At 35.4% G+C, this 21,259-nt stretch carries 23 protein-coding genes; 10 read left to right on the top strand and 13 right to left on the bottom strand.

Features of this window, described 5'->3' with window-relative positions; all coding sequences use genetic code 11:
- Positions 1-8: 8 nt before the first annotated feature.
- A complete protein-coding gene (locus ABDJ41_RS12275; protein ID WP_349786310.1) occupies positions 9-464 on the bottom strand; it encodes a response regulator in 456 nt (151 codons plus the stop codon).
- A gap of 118 nt (positions 465-582) precedes the next feature.
- On the opposite strand from ABDJ41_RS12275, the gene ABDJ41_RS12270 reads away from it, so the two are divergent.
- Genes ABDJ41_RS12270 through ABDJ41_RS12250 form a run of 5 tightly spaced genes read left to right on the top strand, consistent with a single transcriptional unit; the run spans position 583 to position 7,248 of the window.
- A complete protein-coding gene (locus tag ABDJ41_RS12270) occupies positions 583-2,898 on the top strand; it encodes an Rv1355c family protein (RefSeq protein WP_349786309.1) in 2,316 nt (771 codons plus the stop codon).
- On the top strand, positions 2,885-3,601 hold the full coding sequence (locus ABDJ41_RS12265) for a hypothetical protein (RefSeq protein ID WP_349786308.1): 717 nt from the start codon (positions 2,885-2,887) through the stop codon (positions 3,599-3,601). The genes ABDJ41_RS12270 and ABDJ41_RS12265 overlap by 14 nt, the downstream gene beginning before the upstream one ends.
- Before the next feature lie 41 nt (positions 3,602-3,642).
- On the top strand, positions 3,643-5,757 hold the full coding sequence (locus tag ABDJ41_RS12260) for a sensor histidine kinase (RefSeq protein ID WP_349786307.1): 2,115 nt from the start codon (positions 3,643-3,645) through the stop codon (positions 5,755-5,757).
- A gap of 14 nt (positions 5,758-5,771) precedes the next feature.
- Positions 5,772-6,848, top strand: coding sequence for a hybrid sensor histidine kinase/response regulator (locus ABDJ41_RS12255; RefSeq protein ID WP_349786306.1), 1,077 nt, complete (start codon positions 5,772-5,774; stop codon positions 6,846-6,848).
- Positions 6,838-7,248 (top strand): response regulator, encoded by a 411-nt coding sequence (locus ABDJ41_RS12250; protein ID WP_349786305.1) that lies wholly within the window; start codon positions 6,838-6,840, stop codon positions 7,246-7,248. The genes ABDJ41_RS12255 and ABDJ41_RS12250 overlap by 11 nt, the downstream gene beginning before the upstream one ends.
- 66 nt (positions 7,249-7,314) lie before the next feature.
- Here the strand turns inward: ABDJ41_RS12250 and ABDJ41_RS12245 are convergent, their stop codons facing one another.
- The 4 genes from ABDJ41_RS12245 to ABDJ41_RS12230 all read right to left on the bottom strand — a co-directional run bounded on the left by ABDJ41_RS12245 (position 7,315) and on the right by ABDJ41_RS12230 (position 10,671).
- Positions 7,315-8,823, bottom strand: a complete 1,509-nt coding sequence (locus tag ABDJ41_RS12245; RefSeq protein WP_349786304.1) for a catalase — start codon at positions 8,821-8,823, stop codon at positions 7,315-7,317.
- Between the two features lie 108 nt (positions 8,824-8,931).
- Positions 8,932-9,567 carry an HAD family hydrolase gene (locus ABDJ41_RS12240; RefSeq protein ID WP_349786303.1) on the bottom strand — a complete coding sequence of 212 codons (636 nt, stop codon included), beginning with the start codon at positions 9,565-9,567 and terminating at the stop codon, positions 8,932-8,934.
- A gap of 21 nt (positions 9,568-9,588) precedes the next feature.
- The gene (locus ABDJ41_RS12235; protein WP_349786302.1) at positions 9,589-10,137 is read right to left on the bottom strand and encodes a hypothetical protein; all 549 of its coding nucleotides are present in this window, start codon (positions 10,135-10,137) and stop codon (positions 9,589-9,591) included.
- Positions 10,138-10,188: 51 nt separating this feature from the next.
- The gene (locus tag ABDJ41_RS12230; RefSeq protein WP_349786301.1) at positions 10,189-10,671 is read right to left on the bottom strand and encodes a nuclear transport factor 2 family protein; all 483 of its coding nucleotides are present in this window, start codon (positions 10,669-10,671) and stop codon (positions 10,189-10,191) included.
- Positions 10,672-10,800: 129 nt separating this feature from the next.
- Between ABDJ41_RS12230 and ABDJ41_RS12225 the strand changes: the two genes are divergently transcribed.
- Positions 10,801-11,718 (top strand): bestrophin family protein, encoded by a 918-nt coding sequence (locus ABDJ41_RS12225; protein ID WP_349786300.1) that lies wholly within the window; start codon positions 10,801-10,803, stop codon positions 11,716-11,718.
- Positions 11,719-11,738: 20 nt separating this feature from the next.
- Here ABDJ41_RS12225 and ABDJ41_RS12220 read toward each other — a convergent pair whose 3' ends face one another.
- The gene (locus ABDJ41_RS12220; RefSeq protein ID WP_349786299.1) at positions 11,739-12,629 is read right to left on the bottom strand and encodes a phosphodiester glycosidase family protein; all 891 of its coding nucleotides are present in this window, start codon (positions 12,627-12,629) and stop codon (positions 11,739-11,741) included.
- Between the two features lie 209 nt (positions 12,630-12,838).
- On the opposite strand from ABDJ41_RS12220, the gene ABDJ41_RS22995 reads away from it, so the two are divergent.
- From ABDJ41_RS22995 to ABDJ41_RS12210, 3 genes are all read left to right on the top strand, one after another.
- Positions 12,839-13,081 (top strand): Pr6Pr family membrane protein, encoded by a 243-nt coding sequence (locus ABDJ41_RS22995; RefSeq protein ID WP_502930337.1) that lies wholly within the window; start codon positions 12,839-12,841, stop codon positions 13,079-13,081.
- A 215-nt stretch (positions 13,082-13,296) separates the two neighbouring features.
- Positions 13,297-13,491: a hypothetical protein gene (locus ABDJ41_RS12215; protein ID WP_349786298.1), complete on the top strand. Its 195-nt coding sequence runs from the start codon at positions 13,297-13,299 to the stop codon at positions 13,489-13,491.
- 63 nt (positions 13,492-13,554) lie between these two features.
- Positions 13,555-13,890 (top strand): OmpA family protein, encoded by a 336-nt coding sequence (locus ABDJ41_RS12210; RefSeq protein ID WP_349786297.1) that lies wholly within the window; start codon positions 13,555-13,557, stop codon positions 13,888-13,890.
- Here the strand turns inward: ABDJ41_RS12210 and ABDJ41_RS12205 are convergent.
- Genes ABDJ41_RS12205 through ABDJ41_RS12190 form a run of 4 tightly spaced genes read right to left on the bottom strand, consistent with a single transcriptional unit; the run spans position 13,880 to position 17,159 of the window.
- Positions 13,880-14,248 carry a VOC family protein gene (locus ABDJ41_RS12205; RefSeq protein WP_349786296.1) on the bottom strand — a complete coding sequence of 123 codons (369 nt, stop codon included), beginning with the start codon at positions 14,246-14,248 and terminating at the stop codon, positions 13,880-13,882. The two genes, ABDJ41_RS12210 and ABDJ41_RS12205, sit on opposite strands and share 11 nt — an antisense overlap.
- Positions 14,249-14,286: 38 nt before the next feature.
- Positions 14,287-15,552 (bottom strand): adenosylmethionine--8-amino-7-oxononanoate transaminase, encoded by a 1,266-nt coding sequence (bioA, locus tag ABDJ41_RS12200; RefSeq protein ID WP_349786295.1) that lies wholly within the window; start codon positions 15,550-15,552, stop codon positions 14,287-14,289.
- Positions 15,540-16,526: a biotin synthase BioB gene (bioB, locus tag ABDJ41_RS12195; protein WP_349786294.1), complete on the bottom strand. Its 987-nt coding sequence runs from the start codon at positions 16,524-16,526 to the stop codon at positions 15,540-15,542. Before bioB ends, bioA begins: the two co-directional genes overlap by 13 nt.
- Before the next feature lie 6 nt (positions 16,527-16,532).
- Positions 16,533-17,159: a hypothetical protein gene (locus tag ABDJ41_RS12190; protein ID WP_349786293.1), complete on the bottom strand. Its 627-nt coding sequence runs from the start codon at positions 17,157-17,159 to the stop codon at positions 16,533-16,535.
- 64 nt (positions 17,160-17,223) lie between these two features.
- On the opposite strand from ABDJ41_RS12190, the gene ABDJ41_RS12185 reads away from it, so the two are divergent.
- Complete coding sequence (locus ABDJ41_RS12185) at positions 17,224-18,705, top strand: aminotransferase-like domain-containing protein (protein WP_349786292.1); 1,482 nt, start codon at positions 17,224-17,226, stop codon at positions 18,703-18,705.
- A gap of 5 nt (positions 18,706-18,710) precedes the next feature.
- Here ABDJ41_RS12185 and ABDJ41_RS12180 read toward each other — a convergent pair whose 3' ends face one another.
- The 3 genes from ABDJ41_RS12180 to ABDJ41_RS12170 all read right to left on the bottom strand — a co-directional run bounded on the left by ABDJ41_RS12180 (position 18,711) and on the right by ABDJ41_RS12170 (position 21,030).
- A complete protein-coding gene (locus tag ABDJ41_RS12180; protein WP_349786291.1) occupies positions 18,711-19,208 on the bottom strand; it encodes a GNAT family N-acetyltransferase in 498 nt (165 codons plus the stop codon).
- A gap of 30 nt (positions 19,209-19,238) precedes the next feature.
- Positions 19,239-20,540, bottom strand: a complete 1,302-nt coding sequence (locus tag ABDJ41_RS12175) for a sensor histidine kinase (protein WP_349786290.1) — start codon at positions 20,538-20,540, stop codon at positions 19,239-19,241.
- A 91-nt stretch (positions 20,541-20,631) separates the two neighbouring features.
- The gene (locus ABDJ41_RS12170) at positions 20,632-21,030 is read right to left on the bottom strand and encodes a hypothetical protein (RefSeq protein ID WP_349786289.1); all 399 of its coding nucleotides are present in this window, start codon (positions 21,028-21,030) and stop codon (positions 20,632-20,634) included.
- Between the last annotated feature and the right edge of the window lie 229 nt (positions 21,031-21,259).

Here is a 21,259-nt window from a genome sequence, read left to right as displayed (position 1 = left end):
TAGGATAACTAAGATAAAAGATTTTGCCTTAATAAAAACTCAAGTTGTTGATTAGCTGTTAATAATTTAGCTGTAAGTTCACGATTTTCCTTTCTAAGCATATAAATTTCATATGCTTTCTCAATATTAATTTTCAAATCGGCTTCCATCCAGGGCTTTTGGATATATCTATACACTTGCCCTTTATTGATCGCATCGATAACAGCATCAATATCAGTATACCCGGTAAGAATCATTCTGATCGGATCCGGATGCTTATCTAAAATAGATGCTAAAAATTCGACACCTGTTGTTTTCGGCATTCTTTGGTCGGTAATAATGACATGAATTTCTTCCTTATCTAAAATAACCCTGCCCTCGTCGGCTGACTCAGCAGTAAAAACATTATACAACCTTCTATAAGTAGCTTTAAAAGCACTTAAATTATGAGGTTCATCATCAACATATAGGATATTTACATTCATTTTGTCTGGAAATAAAAGTTAAAAATACTTTTTTATTATTACTCTTAAAAGCCTATTTTTAGTTCTTTCAATAATTTACTTAATTATTTTATTTTTATAGTATAGATATATTAAAAAAATGCAGTCTCAAGCGTATTCCAATTTGAATTTTGAATCCCTGATTAATACCACGAAGCAATTAAATAAACTATATAAGCCTGTATTATTTAATACCAAAAACAATACCGAAAAATTAAATCTTGAAAATCTTTTAACTGAAAAGCCTTACTTACAAGTGTTCGACAGTATCGAATCTCAAATAGAAGAGTTAATCAAATGTTTAAAGCCTGGCATTCCCCCATCTGAGGTAAAAAAAGCAGCCGAAAATCACCGTGGCTCTACAAATCTGGAGAATTATGGTGTATGGGTATACTATCCATGGTCAGAAAAACTAGTACACATTCTTGATGAAGAAGAATTTATTATTGTCCGCACAAACAGGAATAAACATAAAATTACTGAAGAAGAGCAAAAAACTCTTTCAAACAAAAAGGTTGGTGTAATAGGTTTATCTGTTGGACAATCTGTCTCTTTAACATTGGCCATTGAGCGAGGTTTCGGAGAACTTCGGATTGCTGATTTTGATGAACTTGATTTATCAAATTTAAATCGTATACGCACTGGGATACATAATATAACACTACAAAAAACAGTAATTGTTGCCCGTGAAATTGCTGAATTAGATCCTTTTTTAAACGTGGTATGTTTCCACGATGGTATTACGGATAATAATATAGACGATTTCTTAACTAAAAATGGCACACTCGATTTATTAATTGATGAATGCGATAGCTTTGATATTAAAATCGGGGCAAGAGAAAAAGCTAAGGCCTTAGGTATTCCTGTTTTAATGGAAGGCAGCGACAGATGCACTATTGATATCGAGAGATTTGACCTCGAGCCAGAACGTCCGGTTTTACATGGCTTTGTAGAGCATATAGACATGAGCGTTTTTAAATCGTTAAAAACATTGGATGAAAAGGTTCCTTATATTGCTCCTGTTACAGGAATTGAAACCCTTTCACCAAGGATGAAAGCTTCTGCTGTAGAAATTATGAGCACCATCTCCACTTGGCCACAATTGGCTAGTGCCGTTACTTACGGGGGTGGAATTACAGCAGACTTATCTAGAAAAATACTCCTTGGAAATCTTAAACTATCTGGAAGATTTTTTATAGATATTGACGAATTAATAACAGATCATCCAGTCGAAAAAGAAACACCCGAAACAGTTCGTGTTAAACAATTAAGTATTGAAGAAATAAGTAGTTTTTTCTCAAAACACCAAATTGCCCCAGAGAAAATTGGTGAAGCTATTCCAATTGAACTGATTGATAAATTAATAGCAGCCGCAAGTAAGGCGCCGTCAGGAGGAAACAATCAGCCATGGCATTGGCATTATGACAAGGGGGCATTACATTTATTTTTAAATAAACATGTTTCTGGTGCGTATTTAGATCCTGATTACTTATCCTCTTACGCTTCTTTAGGTGCTGCTATAGAAAATTTATTACTCGAGGCCTCTGTAAATGAGCTACAGGTTAACTGGAAATTAACACCAGAACTTTTCCCTGATCATATTGCTGTTTTTAATTTCAATGGCAAACACATAACCAGTGAACTAGAAAAAACACTTGCTGCACAAATTGATAACAGACATACTAACAGAAAATTCGGAGTGTCTCAGGAAATCAATCAGACAGAAATGGAACATTTCAAAGCACTTATCGATTCTGACGAAATCGACCTGCATTGGATTACGAGTGCTGAAGATAAAACACAATTGGGAGATATATCTGGCCAGGCTGACCTGTTACGGATGTTTATTCCCGCAGCTCATGAAGATTTTATAAAGAAAGAGATGCGATGGAACCAGGATCAGATCCAGGAGACAGAAGACGGCATTGGCATCAATACCCTTGACCTGAGTAATCAGGACCAGATTGGCCTTCGCCTAATGAAAGATGAAAGAGCTGTTGAATTTCTTAAGAAAATAAAAGGTGGAAACGCCTTTAAATACCTTGCCCTAAAGCAATTCCAATCATCCCCCGCTATTGGTCTAATTACTTTACCGCAGCATACCCCCTTAAATTATTTAAAAGGAGGTATGGCAGTAGAAAAACTGTGGCTTGCGGCTACAGCATTAGGCTATCAAATTCACCCCGTTAATGTTCCTTTAATATTCTTTTACAAGAATAGTTTTGGACAATTAAATGATCTCCCTGAAGAAAGTAGAACACAAATTTTCAATTTACATCAAAAATTAAAACATTTGTTTAAAATAACTGATAATATTGCAGAAGTATTCATGTTTAGAATATTTAAAGCAGAGTCATCACCACAACGTACAATTAGGAAACCTTTTAATAAAATTTTATCAATTGGAAGAGCATAAAACCCAAATCAATAAGCTTTATTTTAAAGCTTTTAGAGCCATAGACAACCGTGAGGGCTGCATGAAATTCATTGAAGGGCATACCCATGTATTAGAAATATTTGGTATTACTAAAATTACCTCTGCAAATATCGACTGGGTACTTAACCCAGGAGTATATGTAGTATTAGTTTCTGCAGAAGAAAATGGTAAGGCACTCGCTGGAAGCAGAGTGCATATTGCAGACGGTAAAATTCCCCTTCCTGTTGAAACTGCTGTTGGCGACATGGATGACAGGATTTACAATATGGTAGCTGAACGTGTAGCCAATGGAACCGGTGAACTCTGTGGAGTTTGGAATTCCTGGGAAATTGCAGGTTTAGGAATTGGTAGCTGGGTACTTAGCCAGATTACGGTAGCACTTTCCAGCTTGATTGGTTTACAATCATTATTTGGTTTAACTGCACCGGCAACTTATCGCAATGCCGTAAGAGGTGGTTTTAGAGTAGTTAAAGAGATTGGCATTAATGGTAAATTCTATTATCCTAAAGAAGATTTAACTGCCACAGTTGTATTAAATGATGAGCTGGATACACTTCCTACAGCAACACAGGAATCCCACGATTTTGTAATGGCCTTAAGAAAAGAGCCAAAACAAATCGTTACCATGCCAAACAAAACAAACGACGGGTTTATAGATATGCATATTGACATTGTTATATGACAAAAGTTTTTTTAAAAAAACTGTTCCTTCTTATTCTCTGCATGAGCTACACCTTTCTTGTAAAGGCTATCCCTCATCAAGAAAAGGATTCAATAGTTAATATCACACAGCATTCGTTAATTTTAACTGAGTTTCCAGATAGTGCATCTATTAATTGGGTGATTAAGACTCAAGATAAATTTACACCCTTAAATGCTCCCTTTATTAATTTTGCAGAGATTAGTAAACCAGTATGGTTAAAGGCAGCTCCGATTAAGCTCTCTTCTTTCTCCAATGCAAGCATTATGATAGATCAGGCCAGAATGAAAACTTCTGACATCTATTTTGTGAAAGACAGCATGGTGATCTATAAAATTGTAGGTGAACCTTATGCCACTATTGCCGATCTCGAGTTTCCTGGGAACATAAAGAGTCATTTACTCCCACGATCTGTAGCAGAACAACAACCGGAGATTTTCCTTAAATTGTATTCAGATGAGATTGTGATTGCTCCGGTTTTTGTTGCTCCAAAGTATTCTTTTGATAATATTTTTGCTCAAAGGGATATATTTTTCGGAATGTATACAGGCGTAATGATTATTATGTTTACCTATAACCTGTTTTTATTTTTTAGTATTAAAGACAGTAGTTATCTGAACTATATATTCTGCATTTTCTTTACCTGGGCCACGCAAACCGCACTTCAAGGTTATTTTACCAAATACTTTCTGCTAAATGAAGGCTGGCTTAATAATATTTCCGTCTGTCTCTTTGCTAATCTGGGGTTGGTGGCTTCTATTATGTTTACCCAATCTTTTCTTAGTACTAAGGTAAATGCCCCAAAAAACCATAAGATTATCAATATCTTATTGGCCCTATCTATTCTTAACACACTTTTATTACTGGTTGGCTTTAAACAATTTTCGTTTATTGCTATGCAGATTTTAATCCTTGCAGGTTCCATTATTGGAACTTATACAGCTTATCAGTCATTCTTTCATAAGAAATTTAAGCCTGCAGGATACTATCTCGCTTCCTGGTCATTTTTGTTTTTTGGTATGTTGATCTTTATTTTAAAAGATTATGAAATACTACCTTACAATACCTATACGATGTATGCCGTACAGTTTACATCAGTAATAGAAGTCATGCTTCTTTCCTTTGCTCTTGCAGATCGTATTAATTTCTTTAAAAAGGAAAACGAACTTGCTCAAGAACGCGCACTACTCATATCTAAAGAAAATGAGCAATTGATATTGCAACAAAACATAGAATTAGAGAAAAAAGTAAATGAGCGTACTGAGGCCTTACAGGAAACTAACTCTAACCTAAATAGTGCATTAAGCAACCTTAAAGCGGCACAATCTCAACTGGTAGATGCAGAGAAGATGGCTGCATTAGGACAATTAACTGCGGGTATTGCTCACGAAATTAATAATCCCATCAATTTTGTAACGTCCAATATCAAGCCATTACAGCTTGATATTGCTGACCTAAAAGAGATCATTAATAAATATGAAAATCTTGATTTTTCAGCACCGGATATTGAAAGTCAACTAGGAGAAATTGAGGCTTTTAAAAAGCAAATAGACCTTGCATTTATTAATGATGAGATTGATTCTTTACTAACCGGTATTACTGATGGAGCGAAAAGAACTGCGGAGATCATTAGGAGTTTAAGAAATTTCAGCCGTTTGGATGAGGATGACCTGAAGCCAGTAGACCTAAATGAAGGCTTGTTCTCCACATTAGTCTTGGTTAAAAACTCAATGCCTGATAACCTTAAAGTGGTTAAGAATTTCGGTAATCTACCAAAAGTAGAATGTTTACCAGGAAAAATTAACCAGGTGTTTATGAACTTGATATCCAATGCTATACAGGCTATAAAATCAAATGGAATAAACAGAGAGGAAGAACTCCTTACCATTAGCACTCATTATGAGAATGACAACGTCATTATTAGCATTAAAGATACTGGAAGTGGGATGACTGATGAGGTGAAACATAAAATATTTGAACCTTTTTTCACAACAAAAGAAGTTGGCGAAGGAACTGGTCTAGGTTTATCAATTGTTTTTAGTATTATTGAGAAACATAAAGGATATATTGATGTTTTGTCCAAGTTAAACGAGGGTACAGAATTTATCATTACATTACCTGTTAATACATTAAAATAAGCAAATCTCATAATATGGCCGCAGCGAATGTAAGAGTTCTATATATCGATGATGAGGAAAATAACCTACAGGCATTTAAAGCCAGTTTTAGGCGACAGTACGAGATTTATACAGCTATTTCTGCTGCTGAAGGCTTAAAGATACTTCAAAACATATCAATACAGGTTATCCTTGCAGATCAGAAAATGCCAGGTACTACAGGTGTAGAGTTTTTTAAAAGCATTACAGAAACATTTCCTGATCCAATTAGAATTTTGCTTACAGGTTATACGGATATTGAAGCGCTTGCTGATGCAATTAACCATGGTGATATATACCGTTATATTACAAAACCATGGAATGATCTGGAGCTTCATAATTCCATCAAAAATGCCTATGATGCTTATAGGGCTAAGATTGATCTTAGAAATAAAGTTGCGGAACTAGAAAAGACAAACGACGAATTAAACAGATTCATTTACAGCATTTCTCATGAGCTCAGGGCTCCTTTGGTATCAACTATGGGAGTAATCAATCTGGTTAAGATGGAAGGTGTTTATGAGGCTAATAGTGAATATTGGGGACTGATAGAAACCTGTTCAAACAGGTTGGATTATTATATTCAGAAAACGCTTCAATATTACAGAAATAATAAAATGATTTCTGAACACACATTGGTGGATTTTGAACAGCTAATACCTGGTCTAATAGAACTTTATTCTTTTACTGATAAGAAAACTACCTTTACTGTTAACATCAATCAGCAGACAGCTTTTTATGGTGATGCTTTTCGGATAGAAGTCATACTTGGTAATCTGATTTCTAATGCCATAAAATATCAAAAAGAGAATGAGACAAATAAAAAGGTAAATATAAATATTGAAGTGAGTAAAGAATTCGCAGAGATTTCAATTGCAGATAATGGTATGGGAATCTTAAATGAGCATTTAGAAAAAATATTTACTCAGTTCTTCAAAAGTAGTATTAACCATGGTAGTGGATTAGGCCTATTTATTGTAAAAGAGGCCTTAAACAAGATTAATGGAAAAATAGCTGTAAGCTCTGACACTGAAGGCACTACATTTAAAATTACAATTCCTAATGTTAAATAAGCCCACAACTGTTTTATTAATAGATGACAATGTTGTTGATTTAAAAATCAATTCAAAAATCATTCAATTATCTAACTTATTTAATGAAATCATAACCTGTAAATCAGGTGAGGAAGCCTTGGCTTTTCTTAATAAAGGACTTAACAACAAGAGTAAATTACCTGATTTAATTTTACTGGATATACAAATGCCCGACATGGATGGCTTTGATTTCTTAGAACTCTATAAAAAGCTTCCTAAACGATTTACAGATTCTTGTTTAATAGCAATGCTTTCTTCAACTCTTGATTTTGGAGACATTCAAAGAGCAGAAGCCAGTTTATATGTAGCCAGATTACTTAAGAAACCTTTGTTAATTGCAGATTTAAAAGATCTTTTAAAAACATTCTTTCCATCATAAAAAAGGAGGATATCCTTTAGATTTATGACATCCTCCTTTAAATGCATTTTAAGCTGACAGAATTAACTAGCTGTGTTGTTTAGGCATTGCCTGATCTACATCTACTCCTAAGCCTTTAGCTATTGCCATTCCAAGACCAATATCTGCTCTAAACCAATGACAAAGTTGCAGATTGATAATTTTGTCGCGTTTAGGCCCTGTAATGCCGCTCATGGCACCAACAATATTATTGATCATATTTCTTTTACCCTCCTCGTCTAAAACCTTACGAAAAAGATCGCCTGGTTGTGTATAGTGGTCATCATCACCAGGGCCAGCATTCCTGTCATACCAATCGGCCACATTAGACTCCAATTCCCATGCTGGTTCTTTATAGCTTTCATCAGGGACAACATCGCCAAAGCTATTTGGATAATAATTAGGTCCTTCTTCCCCATTTCCATCAATTCGCATATGGCCGTCTCTGTGATAGTTATTTATCATGAAAGGACAGGCATTTACAGGTATCTGCTCATAGTTTACCCCTAATCTGTAGCGGTGTGCATCTGCATAAGATAAAATTCTTCCCTGAAGCATTTTATCAGGAGAGTAACCAATACCGTCAATAGTGTTTGAAGGAGCAAATGCCGACTGTTCAACATGCGCAAAATAGTTTCTTGGAATCTGATTCAATTCTAAAACACCTGCATCAATCAAAGGGAATTCAGCATGTGGCCAAACCTTAGTCAGGTCAAATGGATTCCATCTAAATGTTTTAGCTTGCTCTTCTGTCATCACTTGAATTTTCAAACTCCATCTAGGGAAATCACCACGATCAATAGCATCTACCAAATCACGTTGTGAATGGTCCATATCTGTAGTACGCATAGCATCAGCTTCTGGGCCGGTAAAGTTCTTTATACCCTGTTGAGTCTTAAAATGAAATTTAACCCAAACTCTTTTATTATCCTTATCAATCATTGAATAAGTATGACTACTAAAGCCATCCATATGACGATAAGAGAAAGGTGTTCCTCTATCCGTCATCAATATTGCTACCTGGTGCAAACTTTCAGGGTTTAATGACCAGAAGTCCCACATCATAGTCGGACTCTTTAAATTTGTTCTCGGGTCTCTTTTCTGTGTATGGATAAAATCACTAAATTTTTTAGGGTCTTTAACGAAGAATACAGGTGTATTGTTACCTACCAGATCCCAGTTTCCGTCTTCTGTATAAAACTTGACTGCAAATCCCCGTGGGTCTCTCTCAGAATCTGCACTGCCCTTCTCACCACCTACAGTAGAGAACCTTAAGAATACTTTGCACTCATTCCCAATTTTAGAGAAAATCTTCGCCTTAGTATATTTAGAAATATCATGTGTTACTTTAAAAGTTCCATAAGCACCTGTACCTTTGGCATGTACAACACGTTCTGGAATTCTTTCACGATTAAAGTGTGCCATTTTTTCATGCAGAATAAAATCCTGCAATAATAAAGGCCCCCTACTACCTACAGACTGCGTATTTTCATGTTCAGCATAAGGTCTTCCTGATGCTGTTGTCAGCTTGCGTTTGTTTGTATTATTGTCTTCCATTGCATATTAATTTAATTGTTCATTTAAAAGGAACTACATAAATTTATGGATAATGCAATCGAAAAACAAACTGTAAATATCTATACAGATATAGAGGAAATCTATCAATTATAAGATATGATTATCAATCAATACCTGCTCCAATTCTCTTGGATGTTTAGTCATAAGCAAGGTATTCAATCCTGCCAATTTAGCTCCTTCTATGTGTTGCGGACTATCATCAATAAACAGGGTTTCGGCAGGACTCAGTCCATTCTCTTTAATCACCGATTCAAAAATCTCTACGTTAGGTTTACGTAAATACATTTGCTGTGAATAATATGCTCTTTCAAAAAGGCTACTATTATCTGCCATGTCAAATTCCTTTTTCAGATAATCAACAATGTAGTTGTAATGAGTTTCATTGTTATTGCTTAGTAAGAAAGTACGATATTTTTGCTTAACTCTTAACAATACATCATGAATACCTGGAGGTACACCAATCAACAGACTATTCCATGCCGCATCAATTGCTTCATCTGTTAAATCATTATTGCCTGCAGCTTCACGTATTCCCTCCCTAAACTGAGCTGGAGAAATTGCTGCAGTTTCAAAATCATTAAAAAGATTATGATGACTTTTATGTGCAAAAAACTCTGTACTATTTGTAATTCCTAATTGGCTTAAAGCTTCCTGCGTCTTTTTGAAATCTATTTCGAAGATTACGTTTCCATAATCAAATATGATATTTTTAATGTTCTGCACTATTTTATCTTTAAAAAGTAATTAATAAGTATTGTCTTTCAAATTTAGAGAATGCAATTCATATTTTATTGCTTCATCCCAGCAAATGATCTGCCCATTAAATGGCTTTTTAGCTTTACGACAAGGCACAATCAGCCATTCTTCAAAATCCTGCAGTGACAAGCCATCATTTTTAGCAATTTTCTCTATTAATTTGAGATCTATGCAAATGCCATCTACTTTAATTTCTCCATTATCATCACAATCAAATGTCCAGATCTTTTTAATCTCAATAATTGGTTCAAGAATTAACATTTCAGAAACATTTGGTTTATCCAGCCATATTCCCACAGAAAATTTATCTCCAACGCTCCAATTATAGCCTGAACGTATAGTATGTCCTTTTGACCCGCATTTCGTTCTAAATCCAGCAAGTAGTGTATGTCCCAGTTGTTTTTCGACATGAATAACATTACAATTAATATTTTGATTGCTAAGATTATTCAATATCTGCTCCACAAAATATGTAGGCTCCCCCCTTCTAATGTGGTAGTCTGAAAATATCCTTGTAAAAGTAATAACCTTATCCATTTCTGGTTAATTCATAATGGTTTTTGTAATTTATCTTGATTTATAAACTTTTTAATGACCGTAACTAATAACTCTTGAAACCTTCCAGCCATCTGGCGTATGCTTCCAAACATGAACAAATTTGAAAGTTCCACAATTGATCAGAGAGCCATTCTCAAGACGACAAAACTTATGTAATCCAGTTTGGATAGCACCATAATCTTTGATTGGATATACTTCTACACTGCCAGGAATTAACACCCGCCTTGTATTACTGTAATTTTTAGCAACTCTTCTAAAATTATCAACAGTTTCCTTGTACCCTGCCAGGCCCCCAACATCATGAAAGAATTCAAGATCTTCAGTAAAGAAAGTTTTAAGTTTATCTATATTACCAGCATTAGATGCATTAAATAGAAGACTATCCATTTGCATAATCGTTGCATACAATTCTTTAGAAACAGGTGTGTAAGGTTTTGACTGTGAAAAAACCGATGTCCATAACAAACAGCTAAACAAAATTGAGACTGTTTGAATCATTATTATCTTTATCATAATCTACATTATCTCAATTAAAAACATATAAATATGGACATAAAAATCAACTTTTACAGCTAATTAAAAATCACTATAATAGTCCACTTGCTAAAGTTAAGGCTTAATCTTTTTTAATAAATTTGCTGAATGATTATAAGAAAGAAAGAACACTGGTTTAAAATGCTTTTTATATGGCAGGGATCTGTGCTACCAACAGTTCTTCCACGATTAATTTTACTTCTTATTATGTCGATTTGTGTGGTATGGTTTCGTGGGACTATTTTCTCATTCAAGGTTCCCCTAAATCCAACACCTTTAACTTTATTCGGATTCGTCCTTGCTCTATTCCTTGGTTTTCGCAACAGTGTTAGCTACGATCGCTTTTGGGAAGGGCGAAAACTTTGGGGTGGCTTATTAATTGATACCCGATCGTTGGCACGTCAAGCGCTAACCTTACCAAATGTCGAGATGGACAATAAGCTTACAACTGACTTTATTAAGTTACTTATATCATTTACATACGCTTTGAAACATCAGCTCAGAGGTACAGATGCTGAACAAGATCTAAAAACCCGTTTAAATGAAGAACAGTTTAAGATGATTTCAACATCAAGATTTAAACCTATTATGATTATGAAGCTTATGGCCGAATGGGTTAAAAATGCTAAAAGAGATCATAAAATTGACTCCATACAACAGGCTAGATTTGACGAGAATCTGGATAAATTATCCGATATAACTGGAGGTTGTGAAAGAATTATATCTACGCCTATTCCATATAGTTACCAAGTATTACTACATCGTACTGTCTACCTATACTGCTTTCTATTGCCCTTCGGTTTGGTAGATAGTTTGCAATGGCTCACCCCATTGATTGTTGTTTTTATTGCATATACGTTTGTTGCTTTTGAAGCTATTGCCGATGAGATTGAACAACCTTTTGGCACCGAAGCAAATGCTCTTGCTCTGAATGCAATGTGTATAACAATTGAAACCACTTTATTAGAGTTAGCTGGAGAAAAACTGCCTGAGGTTGGAGTTGAAAGTGCCCCTATTGTGGATTAGGACTATCTATCTTTGAAATTTCATTTTCCAGGGGAACTTAACAATATTGCGTTAGCAACTTTCCTTTCACCATTATGGTCCCATTTTTTATTATCTGTTGGATAATTTACAACTCCATTATCATACTGCCCTTTAATCCAAAATGTTGTAGAACCACCTCCATCAAGATTAATTCCATCCTTAGCATTTAACCACTTCATGATCTTGCTGAGTTCAAAAAGACTCATCCCCGCAGAATTTTCATTTCTCCCATCTACAGTAATTAACAAGATTCTTTTGTTCTTAGTCTGAACTATTGCCGTACGTGGGTGTCTGCTAAGAGCAAATTTTGTAGAGTCTAACTTTTCTTCTTTACTATTAAAAACAAGTAAAGGTCCGCTAAGCATAACATCCTCTCCTGTCAACCTTTCTTCCCAATCCTCAGAACCATCCCATTTTTGAATGGATATTTTTCCTTTATTGATAACTACTGCCGCTGTCTGATGTTTTGGATCCCTTTTCCCAGCTGCAGAAAGTCTATTCTTCGTTTTCGTTTGTCCTTCAACCCTGATGTAATCTATCGACCCTCCTTTTTTAACATCGAAAAAAGTTCCATTAATCCCCGCCACGGCTCCACTTCTATTAGCAAATTCGGATACCGGTTTAAGTTCAATCTCCTCAAAACCTATAAAAAACCGATTCCGTTTTTTAGCTTTCACTTCCAGGATATTGATGTTTTGGTTAGTTCCAAAAAGGTCTTTATTTTGAAAATTATGACTTTTCCAAATTACACCGGATGCAATTTTTTTGGTTTCAAAAGCTGTATTAACAAACAATACAGAATCTTTATCCTGCGCAAGCGCAGAAAAGGTCATACAAAGAGTGATGATATGAAATAATATTCCTCTTTGTAAATTTTTAATCTTAAGCATGTGTTAATCTATTTATTTTAATGCAATTTTAAGGAAAACAACTATAATCAATAGTCAATTAATAGACCGCAATATGGATCAAAATCGTGACAAAGCCAATAAATTATTCTTGATTGCCCGATTTTTCACAGGATGGTTTGCTTTAATAACACAACTTTATCTCACTATCGTAAATAATCAAATCCCTGCGATAGAATCTATTATCAGGTATTTCAGTTACTTCACTGTTCAAACGAATATTATGGCGGTATTCTGATTTAGTATTAGTTCTTCAAAGAGGCTCAATTTCTGATTTTTACCCCTATCCATTTATTGATGTAAATACAATTGGATACAATAAAGTCATCTTAAATAGTTTTTATCTCTTAATCGTTTTTCTGGTATTATCCTTAATATTTATTTGGGTTGGAAAACTGATTACAAAAAAAGCACCAGTGACCAAAGTCAAATGATTTTCACACTACCCTATCCAAAAGCTATAAAAATGCCTGAGGTCAACATTCCTAAGGTTGAGATTCCTAAAGCACCTCCTTTGAAATATGGCACTGTTCAAGAAACAAAATCGGGAGGGGGATTCCTAAAATGATTAATACCCATTCTCATTGTATTGATTGCTGCATGGTGGTTAATGAGCAGATCAGGTTGTAATGAAACGAAAATGGAAGGGATGACCGATACATTATCGACACGTGTGGATTCTATAGGAAGTAGTATAGAAGCTATAGGCAGTCGTATAGATTCTAGTCTCGGAAAATTAAATGAGGCAGGAGATTTTGTCAGAGATTTAGGTGCAACAATCCGTAAAAAACTTCCTGACGGAGCCGAGATCAGCATTGCTGAAAACTCAATAGAAAACAAATAAATCTCATTTATTGAAGATAAAGATAAACCAGTTGACAAAACGACCTGGTTTACATTTGACAGATTGCACTTTGAAACTGGTAAAACTACTTTAAAACCAGAATCACAAGAACAGTTAAAGAATATGGCTGCCATCTTAAAGGCTTATCCCAATGTACATTTAAAAATGGGAGGATATACAGACAACACCGGTGATGCCTCTTTAAATAAAACATTATCTAATGATAGAGCTAACGCTGCAATGCAAGAGTTAGTAAAATTGGGTATAGATGCGAATAGGTTATCTGCTGAAGGTTATGGACCAGAACATCCGATTGCAAGCAATGATACACCTGAAGGTAGAGCAAAAAATCGAGTGCTATGTTTCATAAAACATAGCACTAATTATTCTACTTGTTAAAAAATTCACCGAAATGCCATAGAATACCTGAGGGATCATGTAAAAAACATTCTCTGCCCCAATCTTCATTCCTGACAGGGATCAACCTTACATTTTCGTACTTACTCGTTAGTTTTAAAGCAAGTAGTTCTTCATAAGATTTATTAGCATTCTCTACCTCAATAAAGATCATAGTATTATCTACCCAGTCTTGCACATAGGCATCCTGTAAGTAAAATCCTAATTGTCCATTCTTATACAGACACATATTTGGTGTTAAGATTACCTCCTCAAAACCTAAATCACGGTAAAAGCTCTTAGAAAGTTCAAAATCCTTTGCACCAATAAAGGGACGAATTGATAGTGTTTTGAGTTCCATTTGTTGAATTTAGTCCTTATCTATTAAAATCTCAAGTTTTAAATTAACATCAGTGCTTCCAATATAGTTTCATAAATATAATTCAAGTCGGTTTCACTGATACAATAAGGAGGAACCAGATAAATAATATTTCCAAGTGGCCGCATCAAAATCCCTTTACTTAAAAAGAAGGGATATAAAATATCATGCATTTCACTAAAATAAGAAGTACGCTCATTTGTTTTCCATTCCATAGCGAAAATAGTTCCTTGCTGACGAACCTTTGCTACTTTTGGATGATCCTTTAGTTTCTTAGCAAAAGCTGCATGTTGATCACAAATTTTTGCGATATTACTTTGTGTTTGATCTTCCAAAAGTAAATCCATGCTAGCTAATGCGGCAGAACAAGCCAGAGGGCTTGCTGTAAAGGAATGCCCATGAAACAATGCTTTAGTTTTATCATTTGAATAAAAAGCATCATAAATTTCCTGATTGCAGGTAGTCACTCCTAAAGGCATTGTCCCCCCCGTTAATCCTTTGGAAAAACACATCACGTCAGCAGCGGTCGACAAGTGATTCGCAGCAAACATTTTGCCGGTTCTTCCGAAGCCTACAAAAATCTCATCTTGAATCAATAAGATTTTTTTACTCCTGCAAAATGCCAACAATTCACTTAAATCTTCCGCTTTGTGCATCAGCATCCCTCCTGCTCCCTGCACTAATGGTTCATACACAAAGCAGCATATATCTTCATGAGAATTAATGATATTTTTAATATCATCCAAATTAGATTCTGTCGGCACATCGATAAAAATCACATCGAATAGCATCCCTCTAAAAGGCTCAGTCCATGTACCGCGTCCACTAACAGACATTGAGCCAAATGTATCTCCATGATATCCATTTTTAAAAGCCAGGATTTTATTCCTGCTTTTCCCTTGATTGTAATCAAATTGCAAACACATTTTCAACGCAACTTCAACTGCTGTTGATCCATTGTCGGTGTAAAAAACTTTTTGCTGATTCTTTGGTAAAAGCTGAAGTAAGCGTTCTGAAAGTTCAATGGCCGGTTTATGCGTAAATCCGGCAAAAATCACTTGTTCTAATGTATTTAATTGCGCTGAAACTTTTTCGGTAATATAAGGATGAGCATGTCCATGTAGGGTAACCCACCAAGAGGAAACTGCATCAATATATTGTTTACCCTCATCATCATACAAATAAGTTCCTTTTCCCTTAACAATAGGAATAACATCCTGCGCAGTTTTCATTTGCGTATAAGGATGCCAGTTTACCTTTTTATCACGTTCCTTTAATGTGAGCATACTGATTTTGCTTCTTTTACCATAGGCTTTAAACCTAAGTTTGCCAACATCTGCATATCCTCCGTAACACCCGGGTTTGGAGTGACCAACAAAGTTTCGCGTTCTCCTGTAAATATAGAATTTGCACCTGCCATAAAACACCAGGCTTGTTCTTCTTCATTCATTTCAATTCTTCCCGCACTTAATCGTACCATAGAAGCCGGCATCACTATTCTTGCAGTGGCAATCATTCTAACCATATCCCAAATTGGCACTTTCGGATTATTCTCCAATGGAGTTCCCTTCACACGGGCCAATGCATTAATCGGAACTGATTCTGGATGTTTTTGCATATTTGCCAATGTACAAAGCATAGAAATACGGTCTTTATCTGTTTCCCCTAAACCAATAATACCCCCAGAACAAACCGTTATACCTGCTTTTCGTACATTATTAATGGTATTAATACGGTTGTCAAACTTTCGCGTTGAGATGATATCATCATAAAACTCTTCAGAAGTATCCAGATTGTGATTATAAGCATACAATCCTGCTTCTTGTAATCGAAGCGCTTGTTCTTCTGTTAACATCCCCAGGGTACAACACACCTCAAGTCCCATCTCATTTACACCTTTCACCATTTCGATAATTCTGTCGAAATCGCTATTGTTGCGCACTTCACGCCATGCTGCTGCCATGCAAAACCTTGAAGAACCACTGTTTTTTGCTTTTGTTGCATGAGCTAAAACAGTCTCTGTAGGTAACAAAGCCTGAACTTTAATGTCAGTATGATAACGTGCTGCTTGTCCACAATAAGAACAGTCTTCAGGACAACCTCCTGTTTTTACCGATAATAAGGTGGAAATCTGCACTTCCTCTGGATTGTGATAAGCTCTATGAACCGTTGCTGCCTCATATACCAATTGCAATAAAGGCTTATTGTAAATGGCTAATATTTCATCTTTTTTCCAGTCGTGTCTTAAATCTGTTGTCATTTTATTTTATGGTATTTGTTCGGTAATCACTTCTAATACTTCTTTTGAAATCGCAGAAAACCAATTCTCATTTAATTCTGTTTCCATTTCCACTACTTTATCAGCATACTCTTTCCAATTGGGATGAAACTTTTCCAATTGTTGAATCATTTCTTCCAGATGCCCTTCTTCTTCAACGATTATAGACCTTACCATCACCTTACTTTGATTCCTTGTTAAAACATCTTGATAAGCTGGATATAAAGCATCCGCCCGAACTTCAATAGCATATGTAACAAACAAATACGATGCGTACTTCAAAGCATCTCCGCTCAAATCAAATTCCTTCTTCAAAAATCTGGCACATTTCAGGTCCAAACCGTTGAGGTAATGAAAGGTTTCGCGTGCTGCCAGCAAATCTTTAGCTTCATAAAATGGACAGGCTAATGCATCAACTTTACTGATTTGTTTTTTCAAATAATACGCATGTCTGTGTTCCTCCGCAGCATGTTTCAACTGAATTAAGTCTACCGAGTTAGCTTGCTCACAAGCAGAAATTTTCCTGGCTCCCACATTTTCTAAAAAAGACAAGGTATTAAGCCACTTAGCATGCAGAACGTTATTTTCTACGACATATTGAAGTATTTCATCCATCTTTTTCTGTTTGCATCAAAACTCGTAACTTTCCGGCCGGCTACAAGGTGCCGGTTTTTAGATTATGAATAGTCCGGTTAGATTCCCTTTTGCTTCATTTGTACAAATACAACGTGATTTGGAAACGCCTATTTATCTACAAATTTCAAATCATATTATAAGTGCAATTCAAAGAGGAATTCTTTATCCCGATCAAAAATTACCAGGAGCACGCACTTTAAGTGCTGAACTCGAAGTACATAGAAATACGGTTACCGCCGCTTATGAAGATCTGAGCCAACAAGGTTGGATAAACATTCAACAAAATAAGGGAGCTTTTGTACTTCCCTTTTCAAACGAGAACATCAACAAACGAACAAAATCAATACAAAACGACATTTATTACCCTCAAAAAACAGGATTTTCTTTTCAAGAATCCAATCTTTTAGACAATCCGTTTGAATACATCCCTTGCGATTTTGTGTTTAATGATGGTACACCCGATATACGATTAACGCAAATAGACGACTTATCACGTTTCTATTCAGCAAATATGAAGCGCAAAAGTAATCGCAAGAAAATGGGGTATTACAATCAGGAAGGAAGTGAGTATTTCAAAAAGCACCTTTCCAATTATTTGAATGTATCGCGTGGATTTCACATTTCTCCTCAAAACCTACTGATTACACGTAGTATTGAGATGAGTTTGTACATCATTTCTGAACTGTTATTACAAGCTGACGACTTGGTTATTGTGGCTGAGCTAAGCTATTTTTCTGCCAATATGATTTTCCAAAAATCCGGAGCCAGAATTCAATCCATCCCTATAGACGAAGAAGGTCTATGCATTGATTCGTTGATAGAAACCTGCAAAGAACAAACACCAAGAATGGTCTATGTTACTCCCCATCATCATTACCCTACAACAGTCAGCTTATCATCTAAAAGACGCTTAGCTCTTTTAGAATTAGCTAAAGAGAAAGGCTTTATCATTGTTGAAGACGACTATGATTACGATTTTCAGTATGAAAAACTAAACAATTTACCACTTGCTGCAACAGACAACTCAGGAATGGTTGTTTATGTAAGTTCCTTTGGAAAATCTTTGGCGCCGGGATTCCGTACAGGTTTTATTGTAGCTCCAAAAAATCTGATGGTAGAAATGCAGAAATACCTTGGAATTATAGACCGACAGGGTGATGTGCTAATGGAACAAGCTTTAGGAGAAATGATTGATGATGGCATCATTAATCGTCATTTAAAAAAGTCATTAAAAGTATACAGAGAGCGTCGTGATCATTGTATAAAATTATTGCATTTACATTTAAATGGTTGGGTAGACGTTAACATTCCTACTGGGGGTCTTGCTCTTTGGTTACGCTGGAAAAAACCAGTAAACCTAATGCAACTCAGCCAGAGATGTCAGAAAAAGCAATTGTTTATTCCCAAAACACTACTATATCAGAACAAAAACATTACTGCCATTAGAATGGGCTTTGGTCATTTGACTTTTGATGAAATGGAAAATAGTTTACTGATCATCAAAAGTGTTTTAGAAGAAATCTAAAGCTGTTAATTAAAAATCACTTTCTGAAAAGCATCCCTTGGAGTTCCATCACTTACATAGATGACTCCGCAATAGATAAAGCCGCTATTCTTAAGAAAATTCTGCATTGGAATATTGTCATGATTCGTATCTACTCTAACATTCTTAATACGACTAAATGCAAAATCAAAAGCATTTTTCGCAACTCCTTTTGCCTTTCCCGACGAAGCCAATCGATGTATCACTCCATATGGAGCATTGTTGAGCCAAGTACCTCCTTCAATTACTTTATAATTCGGATCGGGATCATTCCCCTCCATAAAGCAAAAGTAACCTACTATTTCCATATCTACCAAACATACAAAAGCATGTTTATTAAGAATATCAGTCTGTATAATTTCCCTTGACGGATATCCATTTATCCATTGTGTATGATTCCCATTCTCACGCATTATACGTATCGCCTGCTCAACAATGAGCATAATCTGATCGATATCTGTCAGCCCAGCTGCAATAATTTTCATAGTAGTTTTAATTAATCATCCAATCTGACACTATTTTTTTGAATTCAATTTTACAAATATAAAAAAGCGGGAACCAATCCCCGGATTACTTTCAAACCCTATCCTCCCACCTTGTCGCTCTGTAAACTCCTTGCAGAGCACCAGACCTAAACCAACGCCCCTTTCATTATCCGTACCAAATTCGGGATCGGACCTGATAGAAAAAATCTTTTCCTGTTTATCCAGGGGAATACCTTTTCCATTATCATTAACAGTAATTCTGCATTCACCTGATATCACTTCAGCTTCAATAATAATTTGTCCTCCTTGCTGCGTAAATTTCACCGCATTACTGATCAAGTTACGTACCACCAGCTGGAGCATATTTACATCGGCAATTACTTCTAATTCATTCGGGATATAATAGTTCAGGGATATATTCTTTTTCAAGGCATGTTCCCTTTCCATCTCCATCGTCCCCTGCAGTACTGTCAGCAAGTTTATAGCAACTAGATTTACATTTGGCCCTTCCATCTGTGACTTCGACCAATGCAACAAACTTGAAAGCATTTCCATAGCATTATTAGTGGATTTAAGTAATGCCCTTTCAAGTACAGGTCGGTCTTTGGAGTCTAACTCATGTGTATTTAATAACTCCAGATAGCTTTTTATGTTGATAAGTGGAGCCTTCATGTCGTGCGAAATGATAGACATTAATGTCTGGACTGCTATTGTCTTTTCCTCTGTAGCTTTTCGTTCTTTATAATAACTCCGCCTCATAAATCTAATGACAATGTAAATTACAAGTACCGGTAGAGGAAATGCGGTAATCCTGTCGATAAACTGTCCTTTTCCAGCAGTAAAAGGATATTTCACCAATAAAGGATAATAATATTCTATAATATGCAATACCAGAAAGCACAACAAATAGATAATTAACCATTTAATGTGTTGCCGCTGGGGAGAAATTGCAAATACCAGCAGCAGGTAGGCAGGCCATATGAGATCGGTGGATCCATTGATTCCAGAATTTAAAAAATAATTGACTCCTAAAATTAAAACACCTATTAAACCGAATAACGTACTGTTATGTACTTTCCCATGAAATCTCGAAAGATAATATTGATGCAGAAAAACCAAAGCAAATAAAAAAACGGACAGTGCTGCAGCATATAAGCCTGCATATATATTATACGGTATATATAAACAAGCCACAACCATTAGACTTATGCTGATAGAATGAAATATTCTACTTTCTAAAGAGAATATCAATGGACTCCCTATCAGCTCAGACCAGAAAGTATCTTTTTTCGAGAAGCGGTCATTAAAAGTCCTGAATTTGAATTTTGGCATGAAGAAATATAAACTACTATAGTTATCAAATTTAGCACTATAGTTTGCAAAACCTAAACCTTTTTAAGGTTGTATAATATCGCTGGATATATCAATCCTTTAATATGTTTTTTCTAAAAAGAGTTTCCAATCCCGTGGCATCTCTGGAAGTGAAGCTGGCTGTATCTTGATTTTTAATAACTCTGATATAATACTGCATCTGGAAGGTTGCAGGCCGCATGAGATCTCTTTTTTTTTCTGTTATCAGATTTTCAATTAATTGTTTTGCAGACACCTGATAAGTTGTATCTAATTTGATTGAATAGTCTGCGTTTAAAATATCCTGACCCCGGCTAAGTATGATATCGTTAAGGGTACTAAAGTATTGGACCTGACATTGATCCTGTGATGTTGTTATAGCTATGCCCCTTTTACCAAACATTGCTCTATGACCACCAACTATCTCAATTTTCAAATGATCTTTTTTACTGGATCTTGTTGTCTTTATCATATCAGCAATTTGGTCGTAAACAGAATCTATTGATGTTTTTCTATTACACGAAAAAAGAAGAATTATATATAGTGCGGGAATAAATAGTCTTTTATTCATCAGAGGAATTTTATGTTCTTTAATAGGATTCAATTTCTTTTGATTTCCATAAACAGTCGATTACAACCTCTGTTTTCAATCAAAGTCCTGATTCTATCTAAAAAAAACTTCACTATCTTTGTGAACAGAG

This window comes from Pedobacter sp. ASV1-7, assembly GCF_040203335.1.
Classification (GTDB): Bacteria; Bacteroidota; Bacteroidia; order Sphingobacteriales; family Sphingobacteriaceae; genus Pedobacter.
This window is presented reverse-complemented; position numbering and strand designations above follow the sequence as displayed.